This window comes from uncultured Alteromonas sp. (assembly GCF_963976965.1).
Lineage (GTDB): Bacteria > Pseudomonadota > Gammaproteobacteria > Enterobacterales > Alteromonadaceae > Alteromonas > Alteromonas naphthalenivorans.
This window is the reverse complement of sequence record NZ_CAXBMP010000017.1, coordinates 61,667-85,524: the sequence shown is the minus strand read 5'-3', so window position 1 is coordinate 85,524 and position 23,858 is coordinate 61,667. Positions and strand designations below refer to the sequence as shown.

The window sequence follows — 23,858 nt, the reverse complement described above, 5'->3', positions numbered from 1 at the left end:
GGAGCGGGGCATTTACCGAAGTATTACAAGTATAGCGAACCCGAGTTAGGCACCAATGCACGTATTGGTAGGCTAACTCGAATGCGTGAAGCAGCAGTACTTATTCGTTGCGCTTTTCGTAGCGAGAACCGCGCAAGGTATCTTTCACCCGCTTTAAATTCTCTCTAAACTTATTACCGCGTCGTAACGTGAACCCTGTAGCAAGCACGTCTATGAGCGTAAGTTGCGCAATACGTGATGCCATTGGCATATACATATCAGTATCTTCCGGCACCTCAAGCGACAATACATACGTACATTCATGTGACAATGGGCTGTCGGCTGACGTTATACCAACCACCGTTGCATCGTTCATGCGGGCAATCTGTGCAATCTCTACCAAGCTTTTGGTTCGGCCGGTATGTGAGATAAGCACCACAACATCGCCAGTAGAACAATTCATGCAGCTCATGCGCTGCATCAAAATGTCTTCAAAGTAGACCACTGGCACATTGAAACGGAAAAATTTGTTTAGTGCATCGTGTGCCACAGAGGCTGATGCGCCAAGTCCAAAAAACGATATCTTTTGTGCTTGAGTTAACAAATCTACAACGCGATTAACCACTTGCACGTCTACAGACTGTCGCGCAACTTCAAGAGAAGCCATGGTCGATTCGAAGATTTTGTTGGTATAATCTTCTGGCCCATCGTTTTCATCAACATGACGGTTTACGTACGGCGTTCCATTTGCGAGACTTTGTGCTAAATGAAGTTTAAAGTCTGGAAAGCCTTTCGTATCTAAACGTCGACAAAAGCGGTTAACTGTCGGTTCACTAACATCCGACATTTTGGCCAAGGTTGCTATACTCGAGTGAATAGCTGTTTGCGGATTCGCAAGGATCACATCAGCCACTTTTCGTTCTGATTTGCTGAATGACGCTTTATTTTGTGTAATTTTTTCTAAAATATTCATACAGAAAGCAATTAGTAAGGGAAAATTGATGTAGGTTACCCGACTCATAGTACCCAATGTGACGGAAGTGACAAGAAAAATGTAATTTTTTGACATTTTTTATCATTTCTGGGGAACAAAAGGGGCCAAGTTAGGGTACTAACCCGTTAATATATAGAAATGAGATTCAATAGTTTCCAAAAGTTGTAATTTTACTACATTTGGTGTTAACTATATGCTAATAACACGTGGATGGCGTTAGAAGGTACGTCTACCTCACGTTAGTTTCACACATACATTTAAAAGGTCGACGAAAATGGTATTGGAAAATTCCTACGAACCCTGTGATTTCGTGCTCTTTGGCACATTGGGTGATCTTTCACGACGCAAATTACTGCCGTCATTATATCAGCTTGAAAAAGCAGAGCTTATCCACCCAGACACAACGATTGTTGGCGTAGCTCGCCACGAAATGGAATTAGAAGACTATATCGCTGAGGTGCATACAAACTTAGTTAAGTTTGGTGATAAAGAGCTTTGTGAGCAAACGTGGGAGCGCATGAAAGCGCGTCTTCATTATGCATGTGTCGATATGAAAGATATCGCTAGCTACTGCGTTTTAGAAGACCATGTTGACCCTGCTCGTACTATGGTGTGTTATTTAGCAACACCGCCTTCTATTTATGGCGATATCTGTCGTGGTTTACACGGCTGTAAAATCATCGACTCGAGTGTGCGTGTGGTACTTGAAAAGCCAATTGGCCATGACCTTGAGTCTTCAAAAGTAATTAATGAGCAAGTTGCCGAATACTTCGACGAGAAACAAATTTATCGTATCGATCATTACCTTGGTAAAGAAACGGTACTTAACCTTGTTGCACTTCGTTTTGCTAACTCTATCTTCGCGACCAACTGGGATCACAACTGTATTGACCATGTTCAAATTTCAGTTGCAGAATCGGTAGGTATTGAAGGCCGTTGGGGCTATTTCGACGACGCAGGTCAAATGCGTGATATGGTGCAAAACCATTTGCTTCAAATTTTAAGCTTAGTGGCCATGGAGCCACCTACAACACTGGATGCTGACAGCATTCGTGATGAAAAGCTTAAAGTACTTAAAGCACTGCGCCCGATTAATTCAACGAACATTAGCGATAGCACGGTTCGTGGACAGTACACAGCAGGTTTTGTTAAAGGTGAAGAAGTACCAGGCTACTTGGAAGAAGAGGGTGCTAACACTCAAAGTAGAACGGAAACCTTCATTGCTATTAAAGCAGAGATTGATAACTGGCGTTGGGCGGGTGTTCCGTTCTACCTTCGTACTGGCAAGCGTATGCCATCGAAAGTCAGTGAAGTGGTTATCTACTTTAAGCGTCAGCCACACAATTTGTTTGGCGATAGCTTTAAAAACTTGCCACCTAACAAACTGGTAATTCGACTTCAGCCTGATGAAGGTGTTGAAATTACCGTAATGAACAAAGTGCCTGGCTTAACCAGCTCTGGCTCTATGGATTTACAAAAATCAAAATTGAACTTGAGCTTCTCTGAAGCCTTTGCTGACGATCGTATTCCTGATGCCTATGAAAAGCTGCTTCTTGAAGTCATGCTAGGCAATCAAGCGCTGTTCGTTCGCCGTGATGAAATTGAACAAGCCTGGACATGGGTTGATTCAATTTTAGAAGCATGGAAATCGTCTAATGAACCACCAGAGCCTTATCAGGCAGGTACGTGGGGACCGGTAGATTCAATTGGCCTTTTGGCACGCGCGAATCGCAGTTGGTACGAAAGCAAAACGGTAAAGAAGAAGAAATAATATGGCTTTAACAACTCTTTCATTCGATACACCCGATGCGCTCACCTCAGCCTTTGCTGAAGACTTGGTGAGCATTCTTAAAACTGGCATTAAAACTCGCGGGCGTGCTTCGCTTGTGGTGAGTGGCGGCAGAACGCCTCTTGCGCTGTTTAAGCAGTTGAGCGAAACCGACATAGAGTGGGACAAGGTAGATATAACCCTTGCTGATGAACGTTGGGTGGAAGAAGGTCATGAAGCCAGTAACACCAGTTTAGTAAAAGCGAACCTTATTCAAAATAAAGCCAGTGCAGCACATTTCGTTGAATTAAAAAGCGACGTTGCTGATGCTAGCGAAGGCGTAAATGCTGCTGAAAAAGCGATTGCAAGTATGTCCCAGCCTTTTGATGCGCTAATTTTAGGCATGGGTGAAGACGGTCATACCGCATCACTATTCCCCTGTTCTGAACAAGTCAATGATGGCTTGAGCATGAACAGTGGCCGCACATGTATTGCTGTACAACCTACAACTGCACCCCATCAACGTATTTCACTTACGTTGCCGGCGTTGCTAAACAGTCGACATATTTTTCTGCATTTAACCGGTGATAAGAAAAAGCAGGTTCTGCTTGATGCACTGGATAATGCTACCGAAGCGCAAAAGCCCATCACGGCCGTGGTAAACAGAGCCCCGGTAACCTTGATGTGGGCGCCATAGGAGACAATGATGGATTCAAGAATTGCAGAAGTTACGCAGCGTATTATAGAGCGTAGCAAAGACAGCCGTAAGGCATACTTAGAAAAAATTGAACACGCACGCCGCCAAGGTCCTCACCGCGGTGTGCTTTCGTGCGGAAACCTAGCTCATGGTTTCGCGGCTTGTGGAACAGAAGATAAATCTGATCTGCGCTCGATGACAAAAGCAAACGTGGCGATTGTATCTGCTTACAACGACATGCTTTCAGCGCATCAGCCATACGAAACGTATCCTGCGATTATTCGCGATGCAGTAAAAAGTGTAGGCAGTGTGGCTCAGTTTGCTGGCGGTGTTCCCGCTATGTGTGACGGTGTGACTCAAGGTCAAACCGGTATGGATTTGAGCTTAATGAGCCGCGACAATATTGCCCAAGGTGCTGCTATTGCGCTTTCGCATAATATGTTCGACTCAACCCTCATGCTAGGTATTTGCGATAAAATCGTACCTGGATTATTAATGGGTGCGTTAAGCTTTGGTCACTTGCCAACAGTATTTGTGCCAGCTGGTCCTATGCCTTCTGGCTTACCGAATAAAGAGAAAGCGCGTGTTCGCCAAGAATATGCAGAAGGTAAAGTAGGGCGTGATGCGCTACTTGAAGCTGAATCTCAGTCTTATCACTCTGCTGGTACATGTACTTTCTACGGTACAGCAAACTCTAATCAGCTAGTGGTAGAGATGATGGGCCTTCATTTACCTGGCTCTTCGTTTGTAAACCCAGGTACAGAGCTTCGTGATGCCCTAACGAAAGCGGCCTCTATTCAAGCAACACGTATTACTGACTTGGGCGATACGTACCGTCCAATCGGTCATATTGTTGACGCAAAAGCCATTGTGAATGGTTTAGTAGGCTTGCTAGCAACAGGTGGTTCCACAAACCACACCATGCACTTAATTGCTGTTGCACGTTCAGCCGGTTACATCATTAACTGGAATGATTTCTCAGATATTTCTAATGCTGTGCCTTTACTTACTCGTATTTACCCTAACGGTTCTGCCGACATTAACCATTTTGTAGCGGCTGGCGGTATGTCATTGCTTATCAAGCAATTGCTAGATGCTGGGTTGTTGCATAACGACGTTAATACTATTTGTGGTGAAGGACTAGACTTCTATACCAAAGAGCCAATGTTGAAAGACGGTGAGCTTGAATGGCGTGACGGTCCTACCGAGTCTTTAGACAAAGAAGTGCTCGCCACAGTAGAAACGCCGTTTAAACCAGATGGTGGTTTAAGTGTGCTGGAAGGTAATCTTGGTCGCGGTGTAATTAAAACATCAGCGCTTCGCACTCCACATTGCACTATTAAAGCGCCAGCAGTGGTGTTTGAAGATCAGTTCGACTTAGACGCTGCATTTAAAGCGGGCGACTTAGACAAAGATTGCATTGTTGTCGTTCGTTTCCAAGGGCCTTCGGCTATTGGTATGCCAGAATTGCATCGTTTAACACCGCCTCTTGGCGTGTTACAAGACAAAGGCTTCAATGTGGCCTTGGTCACTGACGGACGTATGTCTGGTGCCTCAGGTAAAGTTCCAGCCGCAATCCATGTTACCCCAGAAGCCTATAAAGGCGGTTTGCTTGCAAAAGTAGAAGCGGGTGACTTGATTGAGCTTAATACAGAAACAGGCGCATTAACGTTGAACGTTGATGAAGCTACCCTTGAAGCCCGTGAAGCGAAACCTGCCGATATTGGTCACCACCATATTGGAATGGGCCGAGAAATGTTCGGCGGCATGCGTGCTATCCTTACCGGTGCTGAAGAAGGTGCATGCTCGTTGTTCTACAACCAGGAGCAGGCGCTATGAGCCAGAAGTTTGTGGCCGATGTAGGGGGCACTAACATTCGCGTAGCTCGGGTTACCGAAACAGGTGTAACCGATATAAAGAAATACATGTGTAATGATTTTGCCAGTATCGATTTGGCAATTTCACAGTATTTTGCTGAAATGCCTGAATACCAATTCACCGAAGGGTGTATTGGTATTGCTTGCCCGGTATTGGGCGACCAAGTAGTGATGACAAACCATAGCTGGGCGTTTTCGCAGAATGCGCTATGCTCGCAGTTAAAATTAGATTCATTATTTGTGATTAACGATTTTACCGCTGTGGCACATTCATTACCGGTTTTAAGTGATTCACAAGTGGTTCAAATTGGCGATGGTACGGCGAAAGCCGGTGGTAACATTGCGGTATTTGGCCCAGGTACAGGCTTGGGTGTAGAGCATATCACGATGACCTCTACAGGCTGGCAAACCCTAGACGGCGAGGGCGGTCATGTTGACTTCTCTCCTGTTGATGAAACTGATGTTGTGGTATGGCGTCACCTGCAAAAAAGCTTCGGCCGCGCTTCTGCTGAAGAAGTAATGTCTGGCAGGGGATTACATAATATTTATACCGCACTGGCACAAGATGCAGGTAAAGAAGCTACATTCGCTGAACCTGCTCAAATTACAGAAGCCGCATTAGCCGGTACCTGTGATATTTCAGCCGCTACCTTAACGCAGTTCTGCAGAATTATGGGCAGCTTTGCGGGTAATTTGGCGTTAAATATGGCCACAACAGGTGGTATTTTCATTGGCGGTGGTATAGCAAACCGTTTCCCTGAATTCATTCAAAATAGTGACTTTAGAGCCCGTTTCGAAGCGAAAGGGCAGATGAAGCACTATGTGAAAGATATTCCTACTTATTTGATAGCAGAGCCTGATCACGGCTTATTAGGTGCAGCTGCTTATCTTCAACAACATACTGCGAGCTGATTTATGACAAGTAAATGGAAATATTCGCCAGCTGATATCTTTGCTGCTGGCCCTGTTGTACCTGTATTGGTTATCAACGACGTGGAAAAGGCAGTTCCGCTAGCAAAAGCCCTTATGGCAGGTGGCATTAAAGTATTAGAAGTTACTCTTCGTACGCCTGCTGCTATCGACGTTATTAAGCGTATTGCTGATGAAGTGCCTGATTCTCTTATTGGTGCTGGCACAGTAACGAATGCACAGCAGCTTAAAGCGGTTATTGAAGCGGGCGCTAAATTTGCAATTAGCCCTGGTATGACAGCTGATTTGCTAAAAGCGGGTATGGAAGCAGAAATTCCACTTATCCCAGGTATTTCTTCAACGTCTGAACTGATGAAAGGGAAAGACGCGGGTTACACCCATATGAAATTCTTCCCAGCTGAAGCGTCTGGTGGTGTGAAAGCGATTAAAGCGATCAGTGGCCCGTTCCCTGAATTTACATTCTGCCCAACTGGCGGCATCAGCCCAGGTAACTACAATGATTACCTAGCCCTTAAAAATGTTGTTTGTGTTGGTGGTTCTTGGTTAGCGCCAGACGATGCGATTGAGTCAGGTGATTGGGATCGTATTACGCAACTTGCTAAAGAAGCCGTTGCGGGTGCCAACATCAGCTAATTAAAAAGCATTTAAAAAAAGCCCCGGTAATGGTGACTGATATGACGTCACTTATTATCGGGGCTTTTTTATTCAAGCCAATAAACGGGTCGTTAGCGTATTACTTTATTTAAGCCGTTAAACGGCTCGCTAGCGCAACACAGGCGTTATTATTTGTACCATAGCGTGAGACTCACTTGGCTGTAGCGTCTTGCCTTGGGTAATAGACGACTCTACACAAACCATATGTTTGTAGCCGAACGGATCCATATCAGAAATTGACGCAGCGCCTTGCCACGGGTTCCATACCACCAATGAATCATGACCTTTTGAGCCAACATCGGTGAAAGGGGTATCGTTTACTACAATAGACGCCTTATCAACCGCGCTCATATGAATACGGTCGGTTTCACCGGTAAAAGTATAAAGTTCAGGTGTGGGTTTTATCGCCCAGTCGTCCAGTTTATCTTTATAGTCGCCAGTTATACCTTCAAGACGAACGGCTTGAATATGATCAACATGGAAGTAACTGTGTAACGCGCAGTTGTAAGTAAATGGCACTACGCCTGTGTTTTCTGTTATTAACGATACGCTGAGAGTGTCACCTACAGTAATGGAAAGGGTAACCGCACAGTCATGTTCAAACCCTTCCGCACGAGTGAAGGAGGGGGCGAGCGTAATATGGGTGCCAGTTTCATCTTCACTTGATGAAGTTAATTGCCACACTTGTGTACGCAAAAAACCATGGGCAGGCAGCTCACCTTTCGCTTTACCATGGTCATCACTAAACCATGGCCAACATACAGGTATTCCACCACGAATGGGGCGTTCACCGTTAAGGTAGGCATGGGGGCTTACCCATAAGCGTTCTTGGCCATCTTTTTTTGGAATAAAAGATAAGACATGTCCGCCGAATAAACTGATTTTTGCTGAACCGAGGTGGTTATCTACCTCTAAAAACGTCAATCCGTTTGATTCGCTTACTTGCAATGATTTTGTTGACATAAATCCTCCATGAAGCAACGTGCTGATTGTACCGTTGTCGAGATTTCCACAAGGTCTCGCATTACCATTTAATAATGGCTTATTGTGCATTGAAAATAAAAAAGGTGCGAATAGTATTCGCACCTTTTTTCAGTCTATTAACAATGTACTCAATAACTGATCAACAAAGTCGCCGTTATTGATAAACCTGATTACTTAGAAATGTGAGCAACCAAGTCTAGAACTTTGTTTGAATAGCCCCATTCGTTGTCGTACCAAGAGATAACTTTTACGAATGTGTCGGTAAGTGCAATACCCGCTGTTGCATCAAAAATTGATGTATTGGCGTTGCCGATAAAGTCATTTGATACTACTGCGTCTTCAGTGTAGCTCATGATACCTTTCAGCTCGCCTTCAGATGCTTCTTTCATTGCCGCACAAATAGCGTCGTAGCTAGTTGGTGTTGCTAGGTTAACGGTAAGGTCAACCACTGAAACGTTTGGCGTTGGTACGCGGAAAGCCATACCTGTTAGCTTGCCGTTAAGTGCAGGAATAACTTTACCTACTGCTTTAGCAGCACCAGTTGACGATGGAATGATGTTTTGGCCAGCGCCACGACCACCGCGCCAGTCTTTCATAGAAGGACCGTCAACGGTTTTCTGAGTAGCTGTAGTCGCGTGAACTGTTGTCATTAGGCCGTCTACAATACCGAACTTATCGTTAAGTACTTTAGCTAGAGGCGCTAAACAGTTAGTGGTGCACGATGCGTTCGAAACAATAGTTTCACCCGCGTAGCTTTCATCGTTAACACCCATAACGAACATAGGGGTGTCGTCTTTAGAAGGTGCAGACATAACGACTTTCTTCGCACCAGCCTCAATGTGCTTAGCAGCAGTTTCTTTTGTTAAGAATAAGCCAGTTGATTCAACTACCACGTCCACATCTACTTCATTCCATTTAAGGTCTGCAGGATCTCTTTCAGAGGTGATGCGGATAGTTTTGCCATTTACAACTAAGGCGTTGTTGTCTACTGTAACTTCACCGTCGAATAAACCGTGCGTTGAGTCGTATTTTAATAAGTAGGCAATGTAATCTGTATCTAATAAGTCGTTAATAGCAACTACTTCGATGTCTTCACGGGCAGCAGCCGCACGCATTACTAAGCGACCAATGCGACCAAAACCGTTAATACCGATGCGAATTGTCATGACGTACCTCGATTATTTTTGAATATGAAAATAAATTACGTAAAGTATGGATCAAAATGCCATAATTGGCAAAACAAAAACGCTAAACTGTTGGAAAATTACGAACAACAGCTTATGCAATCGTATTCAGTTTTCATAGCGCGACTGTTTCTAGAATAATGTTAATATTTTGTACGTATAAGCAAATTTGCTTTGTGCAAATTAAGCGTGCCTCTCACAGGAATACAGGAACAAGTTACGATGACACAAGATCTTCTGCAACAACTGGTTGAAATGCGTGGAATAGAGACTCAATACGTCGACGCATGGGGCAAACCAGCAACCATCGCAGAGTCAAGTAAAGCCAAATTACTTAACGTGCTGGGTTATGACACCGCCAGTGAAGAAAAGATTCAATCGCAAATTATAGACGACATTAGCTCAGTTTGGTTATCTCCTCTGAACCCTGTTCAAGTGGTTCGTAGCGATGAGGCTATTGTTATCGTTGTGCGCCTACCTATAGAACTTGTAAACGATGAACATGTCATTACAGTTCACTGTGAAAACGGAAAAATTGAAAAGCATACGTTTACACCGGTAGACCAAGAAATGACGACGATGGCGCACATCGATGAGGTGGAGTTCCATGAATACGTGGTGTCTTTGCCACTTAACTTGCCGCTGGGTTATCACACCATGGCGTTAAGTGCTGACGATGATCAATTTGCAGAGTCTCGCATCATTGTTGCACCAAAAGCCTGCTTCACCCCAGAGCCTATTGCCGCGGGTAAAAAGATTTGGGGTTTGAGCGTGCAACTTTATTGTGTGCGCAGTGAAAAAAACTGGGGAATAGGGGACTTCACCGACCTTGCAACGCTCATTGAAAAAGCGGCAGGCGTAGGGGCAGATTTTATCGGGCTTAATCCTATTCATGCACTTTACCCTGCTAACCCAGACGCGTGTTCTCCTTATGGTCCTAGTTCTCGCCGCTGGCTAAACTACTTGTACATTGATGCTTCTGCTGTTGAATGCTTTGATGATGAAAGTGTTCAAGCCGTGGTGAATGCAGAAGAATTCCAAAAAACGCTAAGCCATGCTCGTGCAACTGAACATGTAGATTATGAGGCTGTCGCGCATATCAAATTGGCGGCGTTAAAAGCGGTATTTGATGTCTACGATGCTCGCCATCTTCGTAAAAATACCAAGCAAAATAAAGCATTTAAAGCGTTTGTTACCGAAGGTGGTGAAAGCCTAGATATGCTGGCGGTATACGATGCGCTTCAGTCACACTTAAAAGCGAAAGGAAAAGACTGCTGGGGGTGGCCTGTATTCCCTGAAGAATACAAAGACTACCACAACCCTGCTGTTGCGAAATTCAAAAAGGCGAATGCTGGTAATGTGAAGTTCTACCTATTTTTACAATGGATAGCAGCGCAACAGTTAGAAGCGGCAAGCAGCAAAGCCACTGAGTGCGGTATGACCATTGGTTTATATCGAGACCTTGCGGTAGGGGTGAGTGAAGGTAGTGCTGAAATTTGGGGCAACAAAGATTTATACTGCGTTGACGCTAGCGTAGGTGCACCACCTGATATTTTAGGGCCTTTGGGGCAAAACTGGGGGCTTCCTCCTATGGATCCTCGCAAGCTCTACGAACAGGCTTACCAGCCAATCATCGACTTATTTTCAGCCAATATGGCGTCTTCAGGCTCTCTTCGTATAGATCACGTAATGGCACTGCTACGTTTGTGGTGGGTAGTTAAAGGTGATGATGCGAAAGAGGGCGGTTATGTCTATTACCCGGTAGATGATTTATTGGGTATTTTGGCCCTTGAAAGTCATCGTAACCAAAGCTTAGTGATTGGTGAAGATTTAGGCACCGTGCCTGAAGAGATTCGCAGTAAGTTGGCAGACAATGGTGTGTATTCCTACCGTGTTTTCTTCTTTGAGCAAGCCGAAGATGGCGGTTTCTTCTCGCCTAGCCATTACCCTGTGCAGTCTATGTCTACACTTACTACACACGACATGCCTACGCTTATAGGTTACTGGCATTGTCTTGACTTGGCGCTTGGCAAAGATATTGGCCTTTATCCAACAGACGATATTTTACAAACCTTGTACGCCGATCGCCATGCAAACAAACAGTCAATATTAGATTCATTACACGGTCATCATTCAATTCCTGAGAATGTTGGAAGCGATGTGAATACTACTGGCATGACTGGCGAACTTAGTAAAGGAATGCAAGTGCATATGGCTGGTGGCTCAAGTGCTTTATTAAGCTTGCAGCTAGAAGACTGGTTACAAATGGACAAGCCCGTAAATATTCCAGGTACTTTCAATGAGTACCCTAACTGGCGTAGAAAGCTGACCAAGAATGTTGAGGCTATTTTCGAGACTCATGATATAACAGAGTTGGCAGCTCAATTAACGCAAGCACGTAAACAAGCGAGTGCTTAAGTTATAATTTTCATTTTTTAAAGTGAATATGTTGGCGTGCAAATACGCGCGCCTTTGCCTAATATTAGGGCAGTAAACCCGCGTTTTCTTGCGGGTTTTTAATAGGAGTAGCAGATGCAGGTAACGCGGGTAAAGCAGATAGCGCAGCAATTAGAGCATGCAACATGTTCTCAGCCGTTTTCCGTTCTTGGGCCAATTGAAACAGGAAGTAAAACTAAGATTCGAGTATGGCGTCCAGACGCATCATCCATCGAAATAAGTTGGCCAGATACCGCATTGCCAAAGGTTATGCTGAAACCGCTCACTGAAGCTGGTTTATTCGAGGGTGAAATTACAAAGGCCCAAAGTGCGCAGGTTTATTGGGTGACTATCCACAATAAAGCCGATAGCTACATCTATTGTGACCCTTATCAATTCGTTGATAATGCATACCACGCTGTGCATTACATCGACAGCAAACCAGAAAACCTATATCACCAAGCCGGTGCTCAACTCATCACTGTTACGCCTGAAAAAGGGGAGGCACTCCCTGCCACTCGTTTTTGCGTGTACGCGCCAAACGCTTCTTCAGTTTCATTAATTGGTGACTTTAACCAATGGGACGGACGCTTACATCCAATGGAAAAAACCTCATTGGGCTATTGGGTATTGGTTGTTCCAAACCTAGGCGAAGGGGAACGTTATAAGTATCAAATTAAAGACGCCCACGGGCATGAATTACCGCACAAAACCGATCCTCTAGGGTTTAGCGCTGAGCAATACCCTTCTCATGCGTCAAAGATATTTAACCACGATAAGTACCAGTGGAACGATGATGCATGGCTAGCATCTCGTAAACAAAATAAATATGCCAACCCAATGAGTATTTACGAAGTGCACCTAGGCTCGTGGAAGCGCCCTGACGCAGACAGTGGTCAGCGTTATTTAACTTATGAAGAGTTGGCCGACGACCTCATTCCTTACGCAAAAGAGATGGGCTATACCCATCTAGAGTTATTACCGGTTTCAGAGTTTCCGTTTGATGGTTCGTGGGGCTATCAGCCAGTGGGCATGTTTGCGCCAACTAGCCGTTTTGGTAACCCTGATGCATTTAAATACTTTGTCGATAAATGCCACCAAGCTGATTTAGGGGTAATTATTGATTGGGTGCCTGCACATTTCCCGGAAGACGGCCATGGTCTTGCGCGCTTTGATGGCAGCCATGTTTATGAATATGAAGATCCAAGGCGAGGTTGGCATCCGGATTGGAATTCGTGCATTTATGATTTTGGCAAACAGACCGTTCGTCAGTTTCTCGTCGCCAATGCGTTATTTTGGTTAGATAAGTTCCACGTGGATGGATTACGAGTCGATGCGGTTGCTTCTATGCTTTATCTCGATTATTCCCGTAATGAAGGCGAGTGGATCCCGAATGTGGATGGCGGGAATGAAAATTACGAAGCCATTAGCCTGCTACGCTGGATGAATGAAGAAGTATATAAACACTATCCTGACGCCATGACTATTGCCGAAGAATCTACGTCCTTCCCGAAAGTATCACGGCCTGTGTTTGAAGGTGGATTAGGTTTTGGCTTTAAGTGGAATATGGGCTGGATGCACGACTCGCTAACGTATATTGCCAAAGATCCTGCTTATCGTAATTACCATCATGGTGAAATTACCTTCAGCATGGTTTATTCCTTTGACGAAAATTTCGTGTTGCCTATTTCTCATGATGAAGTGGTGCATGGCAAAGGCAGCTTATTGCACAAAATGCCCGGTGATGAATGGCAGCAGGCCGCTAACGTACGGTGCTATGCTGGCTTTATGTATGGGCACCCTGGCAAGAAGTTAAATTTCATGGGCAATGAATTTGCACAAAGCAAAGAATGGAACCATGACACCAGCTTAGATTGGCACCTACTGGAACATAAAAAACACAAAGGTATTCAAAGCTTATATAAAGCATTGAATCAGTTTTATACCAGCACTCCTGCTATGTACGAACAAGATCACAGTCATCATGGTTTTGCCTGGGTTGACCATGAAAATGCCGACCAAAGTGTGGTGTCTTTTGTTCGCACGTCGCTAGATGGTAAGCAAAAAGTCTATGTTATTTGTAACTTTACGCCTATACCAAGAGAACATTACCGCGTAGGGGTAGATGGGGCCGGCGAGTTGGCACTTGCACTAAATACTGATAGTCAGGTATTTTGGGGGAGCGATTATCCTGTGGACAGCCATGTCACGCCTACGCCGGTAGCATGGAATAACCGAGACCACTCGATCAGTATTAATTTGCCCCCTTTATCTACCGTATTTTACATTACGAAATAGGAATTACGTTGGACGCGAAACAGAACGTCACAAAGGTAAACCATGTTTTATTAGGTGAAGCGTTTCCATTAGGTGCTACGCCTTATGATGATGGGTGCAACTTCGCTGTTTATGCGCCAGATGCGAAAGCGGTGGCGTTATGTCTCTTTCACAACGATACCGAAGAACCTATAGAAGAAATATTGCTGCCTGAAAAAAGCGGCGATATTTGGCATGGTTTCTTTCCCAATGTAAAAGCAGGTCATTTATATGGCTATCGAGTGGAGCGCGGCGAAGGGCAACTGCACGGTGTGCCCACCGATAAATTGCTTATCGACCCTTATGCAAAAAAACTAAGCAGACCCATTCATTGGGATGCTAGGCAGTATAAATTCGACTCGCAATTTATGGTGCCTAAGTGTGTGGTGGTGGCAGACGCCGATTACCCTGAAAGTGTTATTCGCAAGGTCGAGATCCCAAAACACAAACGTATTGTTTATGAAGCGCATGTGAAAGGGTTAACAAAGTTACACCCCGATGTGCCAAAAGAACACAGAGGTAAGTACCTTGGGGCAAGCCACCCCGCGGTTATTGCCCACCTAAAAGCGCTAGGTATTACCACGGTTCAGTTCATGCCAATGTGCTCCTTTATGCCAGAGCCTTACATTACGGAAAAAGGGTTAACGAATTACTGGGGCTATAACCCAGTTAACTTTTTCGCGCCGGAACCTCGTTATGCCAGCAAAGATGCTTTGGCCGAAATTAAGCATATGGTTGATGAATACCATAAAGCGGGGCTTGAGGTGATTGTAGATGTGGTTTACAACCACACGGCAGAGGGCGGTAAAGGCGGCCCTATTTTGTCATACAAAGGTTTCTGCCCATATCAAGCGTATCTGTTAGAGCAAACTAAGCGGGGAGAGTTGGTTTATTCTAATCACTCTGGATGCGGTAACACTGTGCATACGTCTCATCCTTACATGATGACCCTCATTTTAGACGCCATGCGTTTTTGGGCAACCACTATTGGTGTAGATGGTTTTCGTTTCGACTTAGCGGTAACCCTTGGACGAGAGCCACAAGCTTATAATAAATATGCTGGGCTAATTCGCGCCATCGGGCAAGACCCCGTATTAAAGCAAACCGTTTTACTAGCCGAGCCCTGGGACATTGGGCTTGGTGGCTATCAGGTGGGTAACTTCCCCACGCCATGGCTAGAAGTGAACGATAAGTACCGAGACACGGCACGTGCGTTTTGGCGCGGTGATGAAGGCTTAGCAGCCGATTTTGCTACTCGCTTTATGGGTTCTCGCGACCTATTTCATAAAGGCTACCGGCATATTTCCACATCGGTGAATAACATCACCTACCACGATGGTTTTACCCTACATGATTTAGTGAGTTATGCCGATCGCCATAACCTAGCTAACCTAGAAGAAAATCGTGATGGTCACGGGCATAACTTATCAGCTAACTATGGCGTTGAAGGTGAAACCCAAGATAAAAATATATTGGCACTACGTGAACGCCAGAAGCGTAATTTATTTGCCACGCTTATTTTCTCACAAGGCACGCCACATATTTTAGGGGGCGACGAACTAAGTCGCACGCAAAACGGTAACAACAACGCCTATTGTCAAGATAATCCAATTAGTTGGACGCAGTGGGAAATGAACAAGCGTCAGCAAGATTTCCTTAGCTTTTGCCAGTATGTTATTCGCCTAAAACAAGGTTCTACCTTGTTAAGCGAGATAAAGCTAGAAGACGACCATTACTCGTTATCGAAAAATGTCAGCCAAATTAACTGGTTCAAACCTGATGGCACCGATAAAGCCTCTGAAGATTGGAACGCGGCACACAATAAAGCTTTTGGTGTTGAAATTAGAGGGTGCGCGGTAGGTGAACAAACCCCAGAGCATTGGTTTATGTGTGTAAACGCCAGCGACAACGACGTGAGGTTTAATCTACCTAGTTTGTCACCGAAAGGCGGCTGGACTTTGCATTTAGATACTCGCTACGCTTCACTCAGCGAGCAACCCAAAATCTGTATTCAAAAAGTATTTTTACAAGCGGGTAAGTCTCTTACTCTGTTTAGTTTTAACGAATTTACCTCGTAAGCTTTACCTCTGACGAAAAAAATAGCATACCGAACGGATATCGGCCCGGTATGCTGTTCTTTATTGGTACAGGTGGTATTATGCTCTCCCATCTGAATGTGAGGGTTTTTCTATGCAAAATGAAGGTGGAAATAAGCACGCCACAACAGCGTGTGATATTGGTTTTATCGGTTTAGGTGTAATGGGTAGTAACCTTACAATGAACTTGGTAGATCACGGTTATCGAGTAGCGTGTTTCGATTTAGACCAGCATAAGGTCGATGCTATTCTCGTAAAAGACGCCAGTGAGCGAGATGCCAACGCTGAACCTCGCGTTGAAGGTTGCAGCTCTTACACCGAATTACTCAGCAAACTAAAAGCCCCTCATCTTATTATTCTTTCTGTTCCTGCCGGCGACCCTGTCGACCATGTATGTAATCATCTTATTGATGCGGGTATTCATGCCGACGATATCGTGGTTGATACTGGTAATAGCTTGTGGACAGACTCAGTTGCACGGGAAGAGCAATATAAAGGCAAGTTTATCTTCTTTTCTACTGCGGTTTCTGGTGGGGAAGTAGGGGCACGCTTTGGGCCATCATTAATGCCATCGGGCAACCCTTATGCGTGGACCCGAATTGAGCCTGTACTTAAAGCGATTGCCGCTAAGGTCGATCCTGAAACCGGTAAACCTCTTGAGAGTTTCGTGCCAGGTAAACCCATATTAGAAGGTGAGCCGTGTGCCACTTATATTGGCCCAGTTGGCGCAGGCCATTATGTGAAAATGGTACACAACGGTATTGAATACGCTGATATGCAGCTTATTTGTGAAACCTATCACGTGATGCGCGAAGCATTGCAAATGTCGCCTTCTGACATTGCTGCTGTATTTAGACGTTGGAATGAAGGTAAGCTAAATAGTTACCTAATGGAAATTAGCGCTGAAGTGCTCGACCAACTCGACCCAGATACCAAGCAGCCCCTTGTTGACGTTATTCTAGATAGAGCAGGGCAAAAAGGCACTGGTCTTTGGACTGCGGTTAGTGCATTGCAAGTAGGTAGCCCTGCGCAAACCATTACGTCGGCTGTATTTGCGCGCAGTATTTCTAGCTTAAAAGATGAGCGTGTGGCAGCAAGTAAGGTGCTTTCTGGCCCTGAACCTGTGGTTCATTCGGATGAGCAGAAAGAAGACATCATCAATAAATTAGAACAAGCGTTATACTGCTCTAAAATTTGTGCTTATGCGCAAGGCTTCCAACTAATGGCTATCGCTGCCAAAGAGCATGGTTGGCAATTAGAGTTTGGTGAAATAGCAAAAATTTGGCGCGCGGGCTGTATCATTCGTGCCGTTTTCCTACAGTCTATTTCTAAGGCTTATGAAAACAACGAAGAGTTGTCGAACCTGCTGATGGATCCGTTCTTTGCAGAACAGATTTCAGAATTTCAATCTGATTGGCGTCAGTCAATTGCGCAAGCCACTATTGCAGGCGTTCCATGCCCGGCTATGATGTCATCACTAAGTTACTATGATTCCTATAGAACGGCGGTGCTGCCGGCTAACTTGCTACAAGGTCAACGGGACTTTTTCGGTGCCCACACGTATCAACGTGTAGATAAGCCTGCGGGTAAAAAGTATCACTTAGAATGGAGTGATCCCCAACGCCCGCAAACTTCTATAAAACGCTAATACGGTTCCTGTACTAAATTGAAAGGTGTGCCAGGTTCTTTAGGCGCACCTTTTTTCTTTTTAAGGGATGAATTTTAGGAGAAACGATGTCTGAGCAAAAATGGCAAGAAACGCTGTCTGAAGAAGAATACCGAGTGTGCCGCAATGCCGGGACAGAGCGACCTTTTACCGGGGCGTTGTTAGATGAAGCCCGAGAGGGAACTTATGTTTGTAAGTGCTGTGGAGCGGATTTGTTTTCATCACAAACTAAGTTTGATGCTGGTTGTGGTTGGCCCTCTTTTTTTCAGCAACTTGAAAACGACAATGTTGGCTACCGAGATGACAATACGCACGGCATGCATCGTGTAGAGATTTTCTGTAAACAATGTGATTCTCATTTGGGGCACGTGTTTCCAGATGGCCCAGAGCCAAGCGGTCAGCGCTATTGCGTGAATTCAATTTCACTGACATTTAAAGGTAATGGTGACGTTGTGGTAAAAGGCTAGGCTCGAACTCTGTAGCGATTACATTGAGTAGGTAGTCTTTCACAAGGTAAACAGTCGAACAAAAAATATACAGCTTTAGCTTCCTTAACCTAAAAAATAAAAAAATCCGCTCATGTTTGGCGGATTTTTTCTTTTTTTAGCACTTATTTCTGACGAAAAAAATGTAATTCATTTTCATTATTACAGTCTATGTAGCTTAAGTGCGCTCGCATCGAATTGACTGTTATCAAGGGCAGAGACAATATCACTAACCACGCTGTCTAAAATATCAACCGGAAGATTAAATTTTTTGCCAAGTGATTCCCTTCTAGCTGAGGGTATGTTTTCGTCAAAGTATTCGCTTACGCCTAGCCATACATAAGCCATTCTATAGTTTTCTTTATCCGTACCTAACGACACCAATGATAAGTACACCGCACTGTCTATGTCATCTGCATCTTTGTATAGGCTTAGTGCTTTATACAAGGTATTAATTGTGCGCTCAGGATCCGTTTTAATTTGCGCCGAGGCCAAAGAAATAAGTAACTCAGGATCGTTAACTTTGTTGCTCGCGGCGTAGCGCTCAAACCGGTGAAACGCCTCGTTGTCATTGTGACGAGACCAGTGGTAATAAGAAAGGTAAGGGTCAAGGGAACGTTTAGTCTCGCGGGCTAATCGGGTAAGTTCGCGTTGAGCAGTAATGACCCCCTTAAGGCGGGTGGCTTCTTTGCCTTTACGTTTTATGTGCTCAATATGCTGTGCTTCTTCCACGCAGACCAAGTAATCTTCAAACGCTAATAATAATGGGTATTTGAACGCGTCTGAGGTATCTGTTTGGTGGTTGTATCTTAATCTTATGATGTCGGCCCGCTCGTGACGACAACGTGCATCTAGGCTTAAATCTAAACACATTTCACTGTTGGTTTCGCAAATTTCACTAATAGTGGGTTCGAACCAATCGCTACATCCAGACAGCATGACGGTCATCGATAGCGTGGTGATAACATTTTTATAACCTGTTGGAAAATTACTAAATAAAGTGCCTAGAACAGGCAAATTTTTTGATTTCATGAAATTTATCAACAATTTGGTCATCCTTGTTTGTTTCTTTAAGATACTGCTCGTCACCGTCAGACGAAATCTTCACCTAGTGTACCCTAAAATATTAAAAAACTGACGTGTCACATACCGTTAATTTACGTCGATAAAGGCAAAAACATGAACCAACAGTTTGAGCAGGAATTACAAAGCAGCTGGCAAGAGCGTCAGGAATACGCGGAAATGATGTTGCCCCTTATCGGTAAGCTATACCGAAATAGCGCAGTAGAAATTTCAGTTTATGGCCGCTCTTTATTAAATGCCAGTGCAACTGATGTGATCAAAGCGCATCGCAAAGTACGCTTGCACGAGGGAGTAAAATTGCGACTTCGGGAGAGTTTCCCAATTTTACTTGCGCTGAGCGAAATGCAGATTGCCCCTGCTCAAATTGATATTGGTAAATTGGCCTTCGACTTTAATTACGGTTCGGCGGTAGACAACGACGACTTAAATGCATTTTTAAGTGAGAAGTTAGGCGACGTTATTGATAAAGAGGACGATCAGAAGCCTCAAGACGTTGTACTTTATGGATTTGGTCGTATAGGTCGTTTGTTAGCGCGTTTGTTGATAGAACGCCAAGGTAAAAACAATAAGCTACGTTTACGCGCCATTGTGGTACGTGGCGGACGCGATGGTGATTTGGAAAAACGTGCTAGCTTACTTCGCCGTGATTCAGTGCATGGGCCATTTAACGGCAGTATCTCTATCGATCATGAGCGTAATGCATTAAAAGCAAACGGTTCATTTATACAAGTGATTTACGCGAACAGCCCAGACGAGGTTGATTACACCCAATACGGTATCGACAACGCTATTATTGTTGATAACACGGGTATATGGCGTGACCGCGATGGTTTAGGTTTACACCTTAAAGCGAAAGGTGCGTCTAAAGCGGTACTGACGGCACCAGGTAAAGGCGATATTAAAAACATCGTACATGGGGTAAATCATGACGAGATTACGCCAGACGACACCATTCTTTCAGCAGCAAGTTGTACTACCAATGCGATTACGCCAGTGCTTAAAGCGTTGGATGAAGAATATGGCATTGAAGACGGTCATGTTGAAACGGTGCATTCATACACCAATGATCAAAACCTAATTGATAACTATCACAAGGGTGACAGACGCGGTCGTAGTGCGCCACTTAATATGGTTATTACCGAAACAGGCGCAGCAAAAGCGGTATCGAAAGCTTACCCTAAGCTTGCTGGCAAGCTAACTGGTAACGCTATTCGCGTGCCTACGCCGAATGTATCACTGGCTATTTTGAACCTTAACTTAGCGAAAGGCACAGATAGAGTAGCAGTGAATGAATTCTTACGGGATGCTGCACTCTTTTCTACCTTACAACACCAAATCGATTACACCGCAAGTAAAGAGATTGTCTCTACCGACTTAGTGGGCTCTCGCGCAGCGTCAGTGGTCGACTCGCAGGCTACAATAGTGGCTGATAAGCGTCTTACCCTTTATGTTTGGTACGATAACGAGTTTGGTTATAGCTGTCAGGTAATGCGTGTTATTCGGGATATGGCAGGGCTTAGTTTCCCCACACTGCCGCTTTAATATTCAATTTGAATAAAAACCGACCGCTTAGGGTCGGTTTTTTATTTGTGTAAACAAAACCGTGCCGCCAAGAGGCATAAATAGCGCATTGGCACATGGTATTTGTGTTACCGACTATGCTAAATTACCGCTAAAATTAAGAAGAGAAACGACAGTTTATGCATATTTCTAGTCAATTCGATAGCGGCAACATTGACGTGTTAAGCGCTGAATCGGTTGAAGACATCCGTCTTGCCATTCCAAAAGATAATCAATCTGAGTTTGCCCAGTGGTTTCATTTTCGCTTAGTTGGCGAGACGTTTGTTACCCACACAATGACCTTAACTGATTTAGCAAAGTCGGCGTATCCAGATGGCTGGAAAGGCTACAATGTGCTTGCATCATACGATCGCCAAACCTGGTTTCGTATCCCCAGCGAGTTTGATGGCGATAACCTCACATTCTCTCTAACACTCGAACAACCTAGTGTTTATTTCGCTTACTTCATTCCTTACAGCTATGAGAGGCACTTAGATTTAGTGCACGATGCGCAAATGTCACTGCTATGTGAACATCGGTTTCTAGGCTTAACACTAGATGGCCGCGATATGTCCATGCTAGTGATTGGAGAAGAAACCCCGAACAAGAAAAAAGTATGGGTAACTGCCAGACAGCACCCAGGTGAGACCATGGCGGAGTGGTGTGCGGAAGGCTTAATTTACCGTTTGCTAGATGAGCAAGACGGACTGGCGCGACAATTGCTGGATAACGCTGTGTTTTATGTAGTACCTAACATGAATCCTGATGGCAGCGCACGCGGTCACTTGCGCACCAACGCGGTAGGCACCAATTTAAACCGCGAGTGGGCTACGCCTAGCGCTGATAAAAGCCCAGAAGTACTTTATGTCATGAACGCAATGGAAAACATAGGCGTAGATATGTTTGTCGATTTGCACGGTGATGAAGCACTGCCGTACAATTTTGTGGCAGGCTGTGAAGGTAATCCAAGTTATTCTAATGAAATTAAAGCGCTAGAAAATACGTTTAAAGATGCGCTACTAAATGCAACGCCAGAATTTCAAGATGAGTTTGGATACGATAAAGACGCGCCAGGTGAGGGGAACTTAACCGTGGCAGCAAATGCAGTAGGTGAGAAGTTTAACTGCATGTCTTACACCGTTGAAATGCCATTCAAAGACAATGTCGATGTGCCTGATGAAATTTATGGCTGGTCTGTTCAGCGCAGCAGACAGCTAGGTGAGGATTTACTTATTGCCGTAAATGCCGTAGTAAAGAAGTTAAATGGTTAATACGTTAAATTAGCATCACAAAAAAGCCCCTTTTCATCGGGGCTTTATTAATAAATACAATAATAGAAATCATAACAACAAGATAATAAAGGGGTGATACCTTGGAAGGGTTATATAGTTTTCTCGTCATACTGGATGGTTTTTTAGGCGGCGCAGGGTGGTTTCCTTACGTATTGCTAGGTGTAGGTCTTTTCTTCACTATCTACCTTAAATTTCCTCAAATTCGTTTTTTCAAACACGCTTGGCAAGTGGTAACCGGTAAGTTCGACAAAGAGAGCGACCCAGGTGATACCACTCATTTTCGCGCACTTACTACCGCGCTATCAGGTACGGTGGGTACCGGTAATATCAGTGGTGTGGCGTTCGCCATATTCTTAGGTGGTCCAGCAGCTTTATTTTGGATGTGGGTAACGGCCTTTTTAGGTATGACTACGAAATTCGTTGAAGTTACCCTTTCTCACAAATACCGTGTGAAAACCGAAGATGGCACCATGGCGGGTGGTCCCATGTATTACATGGACAGACGCTTAAACATGAAATGGCTAGCGGTGGCTTTTGCCATTGCCACGGTAGTGAGTTCATTCGGTACCGGTAACTTGCCGCAAAGTAATGGTATTGCGCAAAGTATTGAAGCCACGTTTGGTTTCGAGCCTTGGGCAGTAGGTAGCGTGCTGGGTATTTTACTTGCGCTTGTTATCCTTGGTGGTATTCAACGCATTGCTGCTTTTACTGCGCGAGTCGTGCCGGTAATGGCGGTTATTTACCTTATTGGTGCGTTAGCGGTTATTTTCGCAAACGTTGAAAATATTATTCCTTCTTTCACCGCGGTAGTTAAAGATGCATTTACAGGGTCTGCGGCTGCAGGTGGCTTCCTAGGCGCATCACTTGCGTATGCGTTTAACCGTGGTGTAAACCGTGGTTTGTTCTCAAACGAAGCGGGGCAGGGTTCTGCGCCAATTGCGCATGCTGCGGCTAAAACAAAAGAGCCTGCGTCTGAAGGTATGGTGTCACTACTTGAACCTTTCATCGATACCATCATTATCTGTACGGTGACTGGTTTGGTTATCTTGTCTTCTGGTGTATGGAAAGAAAAGCATGAAAACGTATTCGATCGTTCTGACATGCTCTTTGTTCAAGGCCAATATGATGACAGCGATCAAGCCGATGTCGATAAGCTTTACGGTTACCTAAACGACGTAGAAGGTAATGAGATAACAGCGTACACAGGTAGCATCACAGTAGTAAATGGCACTGCGGTTAGCGATGGCTTTACCTTGTTAAATTCACGCTCAGTTGCTGAAGATGTTAAATACAACATTGGTAGCGAAGATTTATTTACCGGTACGCTTAAAATAGAAGAGGGTAAACCCGTACGAGATAACCTAGAAGTGAGCGGTAAATCCTTGGTGCACTCAGCGGCACTAACGACCATCGCCTTTACACGCGGATATTTCGGTAACTTCGGCCAATACATAGTGTCTATCGGGCTTATGCTGTTTGCGTTCTCAACCGCTATTGCGTGGTCGTATTACGGTGACAGGGCGATGACTTACTTGCTCGGCCCCCGTTCGGTAATGCCATATCGTGTTATTTACGTAGCTGGCTTTGTATGGGCTGCGTTTTCTGATACCACTTTGGTATGGGCGTTGTCGGCAGTGGCCATTGTAGTAATGACTTTACCTAACCTATTTGGTATTGTGCTGCTCTGTAAAGAAATGAAAGAAACCGTTGACGATTATTGGTCTAGACATAAAAAATAATTGTTAGTGTGAACGTGGTGTGCAGGTCAACGTGGTAGCCTTTTAAGTTTGGCTTTCACACCACAATTACAATTAAATTGTATTAATGCTCATCTGCCTTTGAATAGGCTTTGCAATA

The 23,858-nt window shown here is 44.6% G+C and carries 17 protein-coding genes; 13 read left to right on the top strand and 4 right to left on the bottom strand.

From position 1 onward, the window contains the following. Positions 1–100: 100 nt before the first annotated feature. Positions 101–952 (bottom strand): MurR/RpiR family transcriptional regulator, encoded by an 852-nt coding sequence (locus tag AAC006_RS13750; RefSeq protein WP_126873424.1) that lies wholly within the window; start codon positions 950–952, stop codon positions 101–103. 295 nt (positions 953–1,247) lie between these two features. Here AAC006_RS13750 and zwf point away from each other — a divergent pair, with 295 nt between their 5' ends. The 5 genes from zwf to AAC006_RS13725 are packed head-to-tail and all read left to right on the top strand — an operon-like array spanning position 1,248 to position 6,878. Continuing rightward, positions 1,248–2,744 (top strand): glucose-6-phosphate dehydrogenase, encoded by a 1,497-nt coding sequence (gene zwf, locus AAC006_RS13745; protein ID WP_126873413.1) that lies wholly within the window; start codon positions 1,248–1,250, stop codon positions 2,742–2,744. A 1-nt stretch (position 2,745) separates the two neighbouring features. Continuing rightward, positions 2,746–3,438: a 6-phosphogluconolactonase gene (pgl, locus tag AAC006_RS13740; protein ID WP_013783641.1), complete on the top strand. Its 693-nt coding sequence runs from the start codon at positions 2,746–2,748 to the stop codon at positions 3,436–3,438. Between the two features lie 9 nt (positions 3,439–3,447). Beyond that, positions 3,448–5,277 (top strand): phosphogluconate dehydratase, encoded by a 1,830-nt coding sequence (gene edd, locus AAC006_RS13735; protein ID WP_339891663.1) that lies wholly within the window; start codon positions 3,448–3,450, stop codon positions 5,275–5,277. Further along, positions 5,274–6,227, top strand: coding sequence for a glucokinase (locus AAC006_RS13730; protein WP_339349437.1), 954 nt, complete (start codon positions 5,274–5,276; stop codon positions 6,225–6,227). The genes edd and AAC006_RS13730 overlap by 4 nt, the downstream gene beginning before the upstream one ends. A gap of 3 nt (positions 6,228–6,230) precedes the next feature. Then, positions 6,231–6,878, top strand: a complete 648-nt coding sequence (locus AAC006_RS13725; protein ID WP_339349436.1) for a bifunctional 4-hydroxy-2-oxoglutarate aldolase/2-dehydro-3-deoxy-phosphogluconate aldolase — start codon at positions 6,231–6,233, stop codon at positions 6,876–6,878. 129 nt (positions 6,879–7,007) lie between these two features. On the opposite strand, the gene AAC006_RS13720 is transcribed toward AAC006_RS13725, so the two are convergent. Then, positions 7,008–7,862: a D-hexose-6-phosphate mutarotase gene (locus AAC006_RS13720; protein ID WP_339349434.1), complete on the bottom strand. Its 855-nt coding sequence runs from the start codon at positions 7,860–7,862 to the stop codon at positions 7,008–7,010. 191 nt (positions 7,863–8,053) lie between these two features. Then, positions 8,054–9,049 (bottom strand): type I glyceraldehyde-3-phosphate dehydrogenase, encoded by a 996-nt coding sequence (gene gap / locus AAC006_RS13715; protein ID WP_126873410.1) that lies wholly within the window; start codon positions 9,047–9,049, stop codon positions 8,054–8,056. A gap of 240 nt (positions 9,050–9,289) precedes the next feature. Here gap and malQ point away from each other — a divergent pair, with 240 nt between their 5' ends. The 5 genes from malQ (at position 9,290) to msrB (ending at position 18,048) form a co-directional block, all read left to right on the top strand. Further along, the gene (gene malQ / locus AAC006_RS13710) at positions 9,290–11,485 is read left to right on the top strand and encodes a 4-alpha-glucanotransferase (protein ID WP_338455335.1); all 2,196 of its coding nucleotides are present in this window, start codon (positions 9,290–9,292) and stop codon (positions 11,483–11,485) included. A gap of 114 nt (positions 11,486–11,599) precedes the next feature. Further along, positions 11,600–13,801, top strand: a complete 2,202-nt coding sequence (glgB, locus tag AAC006_RS13705; protein WP_013783648.1) for a 1,4-alpha-glucan branching protein GlgB — start codon at positions 11,600–11,602, stop codon at positions 13,799–13,801. 8 nt (positions 13,802–13,809) lie between these two features. Further along, positions 13,810–15,897 (top strand): glycogen debranching protein GlgX, encoded by a 2,088-nt coding sequence (gene glgX / locus AAC006_RS13700; protein WP_013783649.1) that lies wholly within the window; start codon positions 13,810–13,812, stop codon positions 15,895–15,897. Positions 15,898–16,009: 112 nt separating this feature from the next. Then, entirely contained in the window at positions 16,010–17,563 is a 1,554-nt protein-coding gene (gene gndA, locus AAC006_RS13695) for an NADP-dependent phosphogluconate dehydrogenase (protein ID WP_013783650.1), read from the top strand. Between the two features lie 86 nt (positions 17,564–17,649). Then, positions 17,650–18,048 (top strand): peptide-methionine (R)-S-oxide reductase MsrB, encoded by a 399-nt coding sequence (gene msrB, locus AAC006_RS13690; protein WP_013783651.1) that lies wholly within the window; start codon positions 17,650–17,652, stop codon positions 18,046–18,048. 180 nt (positions 18,049–18,228) lie between these two features. Here the strand turns inward: msrB and AAC006_RS13685 are convergent, their stop codons facing one another. After that, entirely contained in the window at positions 18,229–19,098 is an 870-nt protein-coding gene (locus AAC006_RS13685; protein ID WP_126873408.1) for a DUF2989 domain-containing protein, read from the bottom strand. A 147-nt stretch (positions 19,099–19,245) separates the two neighbouring features. Here AAC006_RS13685 and AAC006_RS13680 point away from each other — a divergent pair, with 147 nt between their 5' ends. The 3 genes from AAC006_RS13680 (at position 19,246) to AAC006_RS13670 (ending at position 23,740) form a co-directional block, all read left to right on the top strand. Beyond that, positions 19,246–20,691, top strand: a complete 1,446-nt coding sequence (locus AAC006_RS13680) for a glyceraldehyde-3-phosphate dehydrogenase (RefSeq protein ID WP_013783653.1) — start codon at positions 19,246–19,248, stop codon at positions 20,689–20,691. Positions 20,692–20,849: 158 nt separating this feature from the next. Then, positions 20,850–21,980 carry a M14-type cytosolic carboxypeptidase gene (locus AAC006_RS13675; protein ID WP_126873407.1) on the top strand — a complete coding sequence of 377 codons (1,131 nt, stop codon included), beginning with the start codon at positions 20,850–20,852 and terminating at the stop codon, positions 21,978–21,980. A 101-nt stretch (positions 21,981–22,081) separates the two neighbouring features. Further along, positions 22,082–23,740: an AGCS family amino acid carrier protein gene (locus AAC006_RS13670; protein WP_013783655.1), complete on the top strand. Its 1,659-nt coding sequence runs from the start codon at positions 22,082–22,084 to the stop codon at positions 23,738–23,740. Positions 23,741–23,858: the final 118 nt, after the last annotated feature.

Excerpts from the sequence above, each read along its gene's own strand:
- malQ (WP_338455335.1), top strand. The coding sequence starts at position 9,290 with ATGACACAAGATCTTCTGCAACAACTGGTTGAAATGCGTGGAATAGAG.
- zwf (WP_126873413.1), top strand. The coding sequence starts at position 1,248 with ATGGTATTGGAAAATTCCTACGAACCCTGTGATTTCGTGCTCTTTGGC.
- AAC006_RS13685 (WP_126873408.1), bottom strand. The coding sequence starts at position 19,098 with ATGAAATCAAAAAATTTGCCTGTTCTAGGCACTTTATTTAGTAATTTT.
- glgB (WP_013783648.1), top strand. The coding sequence starts at position 11,600 with ATGCAGGTAACGCGGGTAAAGCAGATAGCGCAGCAATTAGAGCATGCA.
- AAC006_RS13750 (WP_126873424.1), bottom strand. The coding sequence starts at position 952 with ATGAATATTTTAGAAAAAATTACACAAAATAAAGCGTCATTCAGCAAA.
- AAC006_RS13675 (WP_126873407.1), top strand. The coding sequence starts at position 20,850 with ATGCATATTTCTAGTCAATTCGATAGCGGCAACATTGACGTGTTAAGC.
- AAC006_RS13725 (WP_339349436.1), top strand. The coding sequence starts at position 6,231 with ATGACAAGTAAATGGAAATATTCGCCAGCTGATATCTTTGCTGCTGGC.
- AAC006_RS13730 (WP_339349437.1), top strand. The coding sequence starts at position 5,274 with ATGAGCCAGAAGTTTGTGGCCGATGTAGGGGGCACTAACATTCGCGTA.
- gndA (WP_013783650.1), top strand. The coding sequence starts at position 16,010 with ATGCAAAATGAAGGTGGAAATAAGCACGCCACAACAGCGTGTGATATT.
- edd (WP_339891663.1), top strand. The coding sequence starts at position 3,448 with ATGGATTCAAGAATTGCAGAAGTTACGCAGCGTATTATAGAGCGTAGC.
- pgl (WP_013783641.1), top strand. The coding sequence starts at position 2,746 with ATGGCTTTAACAACTCTTTCATTCGATACACCCGATGCGCTCACCTCA.
- msrB (WP_013783651.1), top strand. The coding sequence starts at position 17,650 with ATGTCTGAGCAAAAATGGCAAGAAACGCTGTCTGAAGAAGAATACCGA.
- AAC006_RS13680 (WP_013783653.1), top strand. The coding sequence starts at position 19,246 with ATGAACCAACAGTTTGAGCAGGAATTACAAAGCAGCTGGCAAGAGCGT.
- gap (WP_126873410.1), bottom strand. The coding sequence starts at position 9,049 with ATGACAATTCGCATCGGTATTAACGGTTTTGGTCGCATTGGTCGCTTA.
- AAC006_RS13720 (WP_339349434.1), bottom strand. The coding sequence starts at position 7,862 with ATGTCAACAAAATCATTGCAAGTAAGCGAATCAAACGGATTGACGTTT.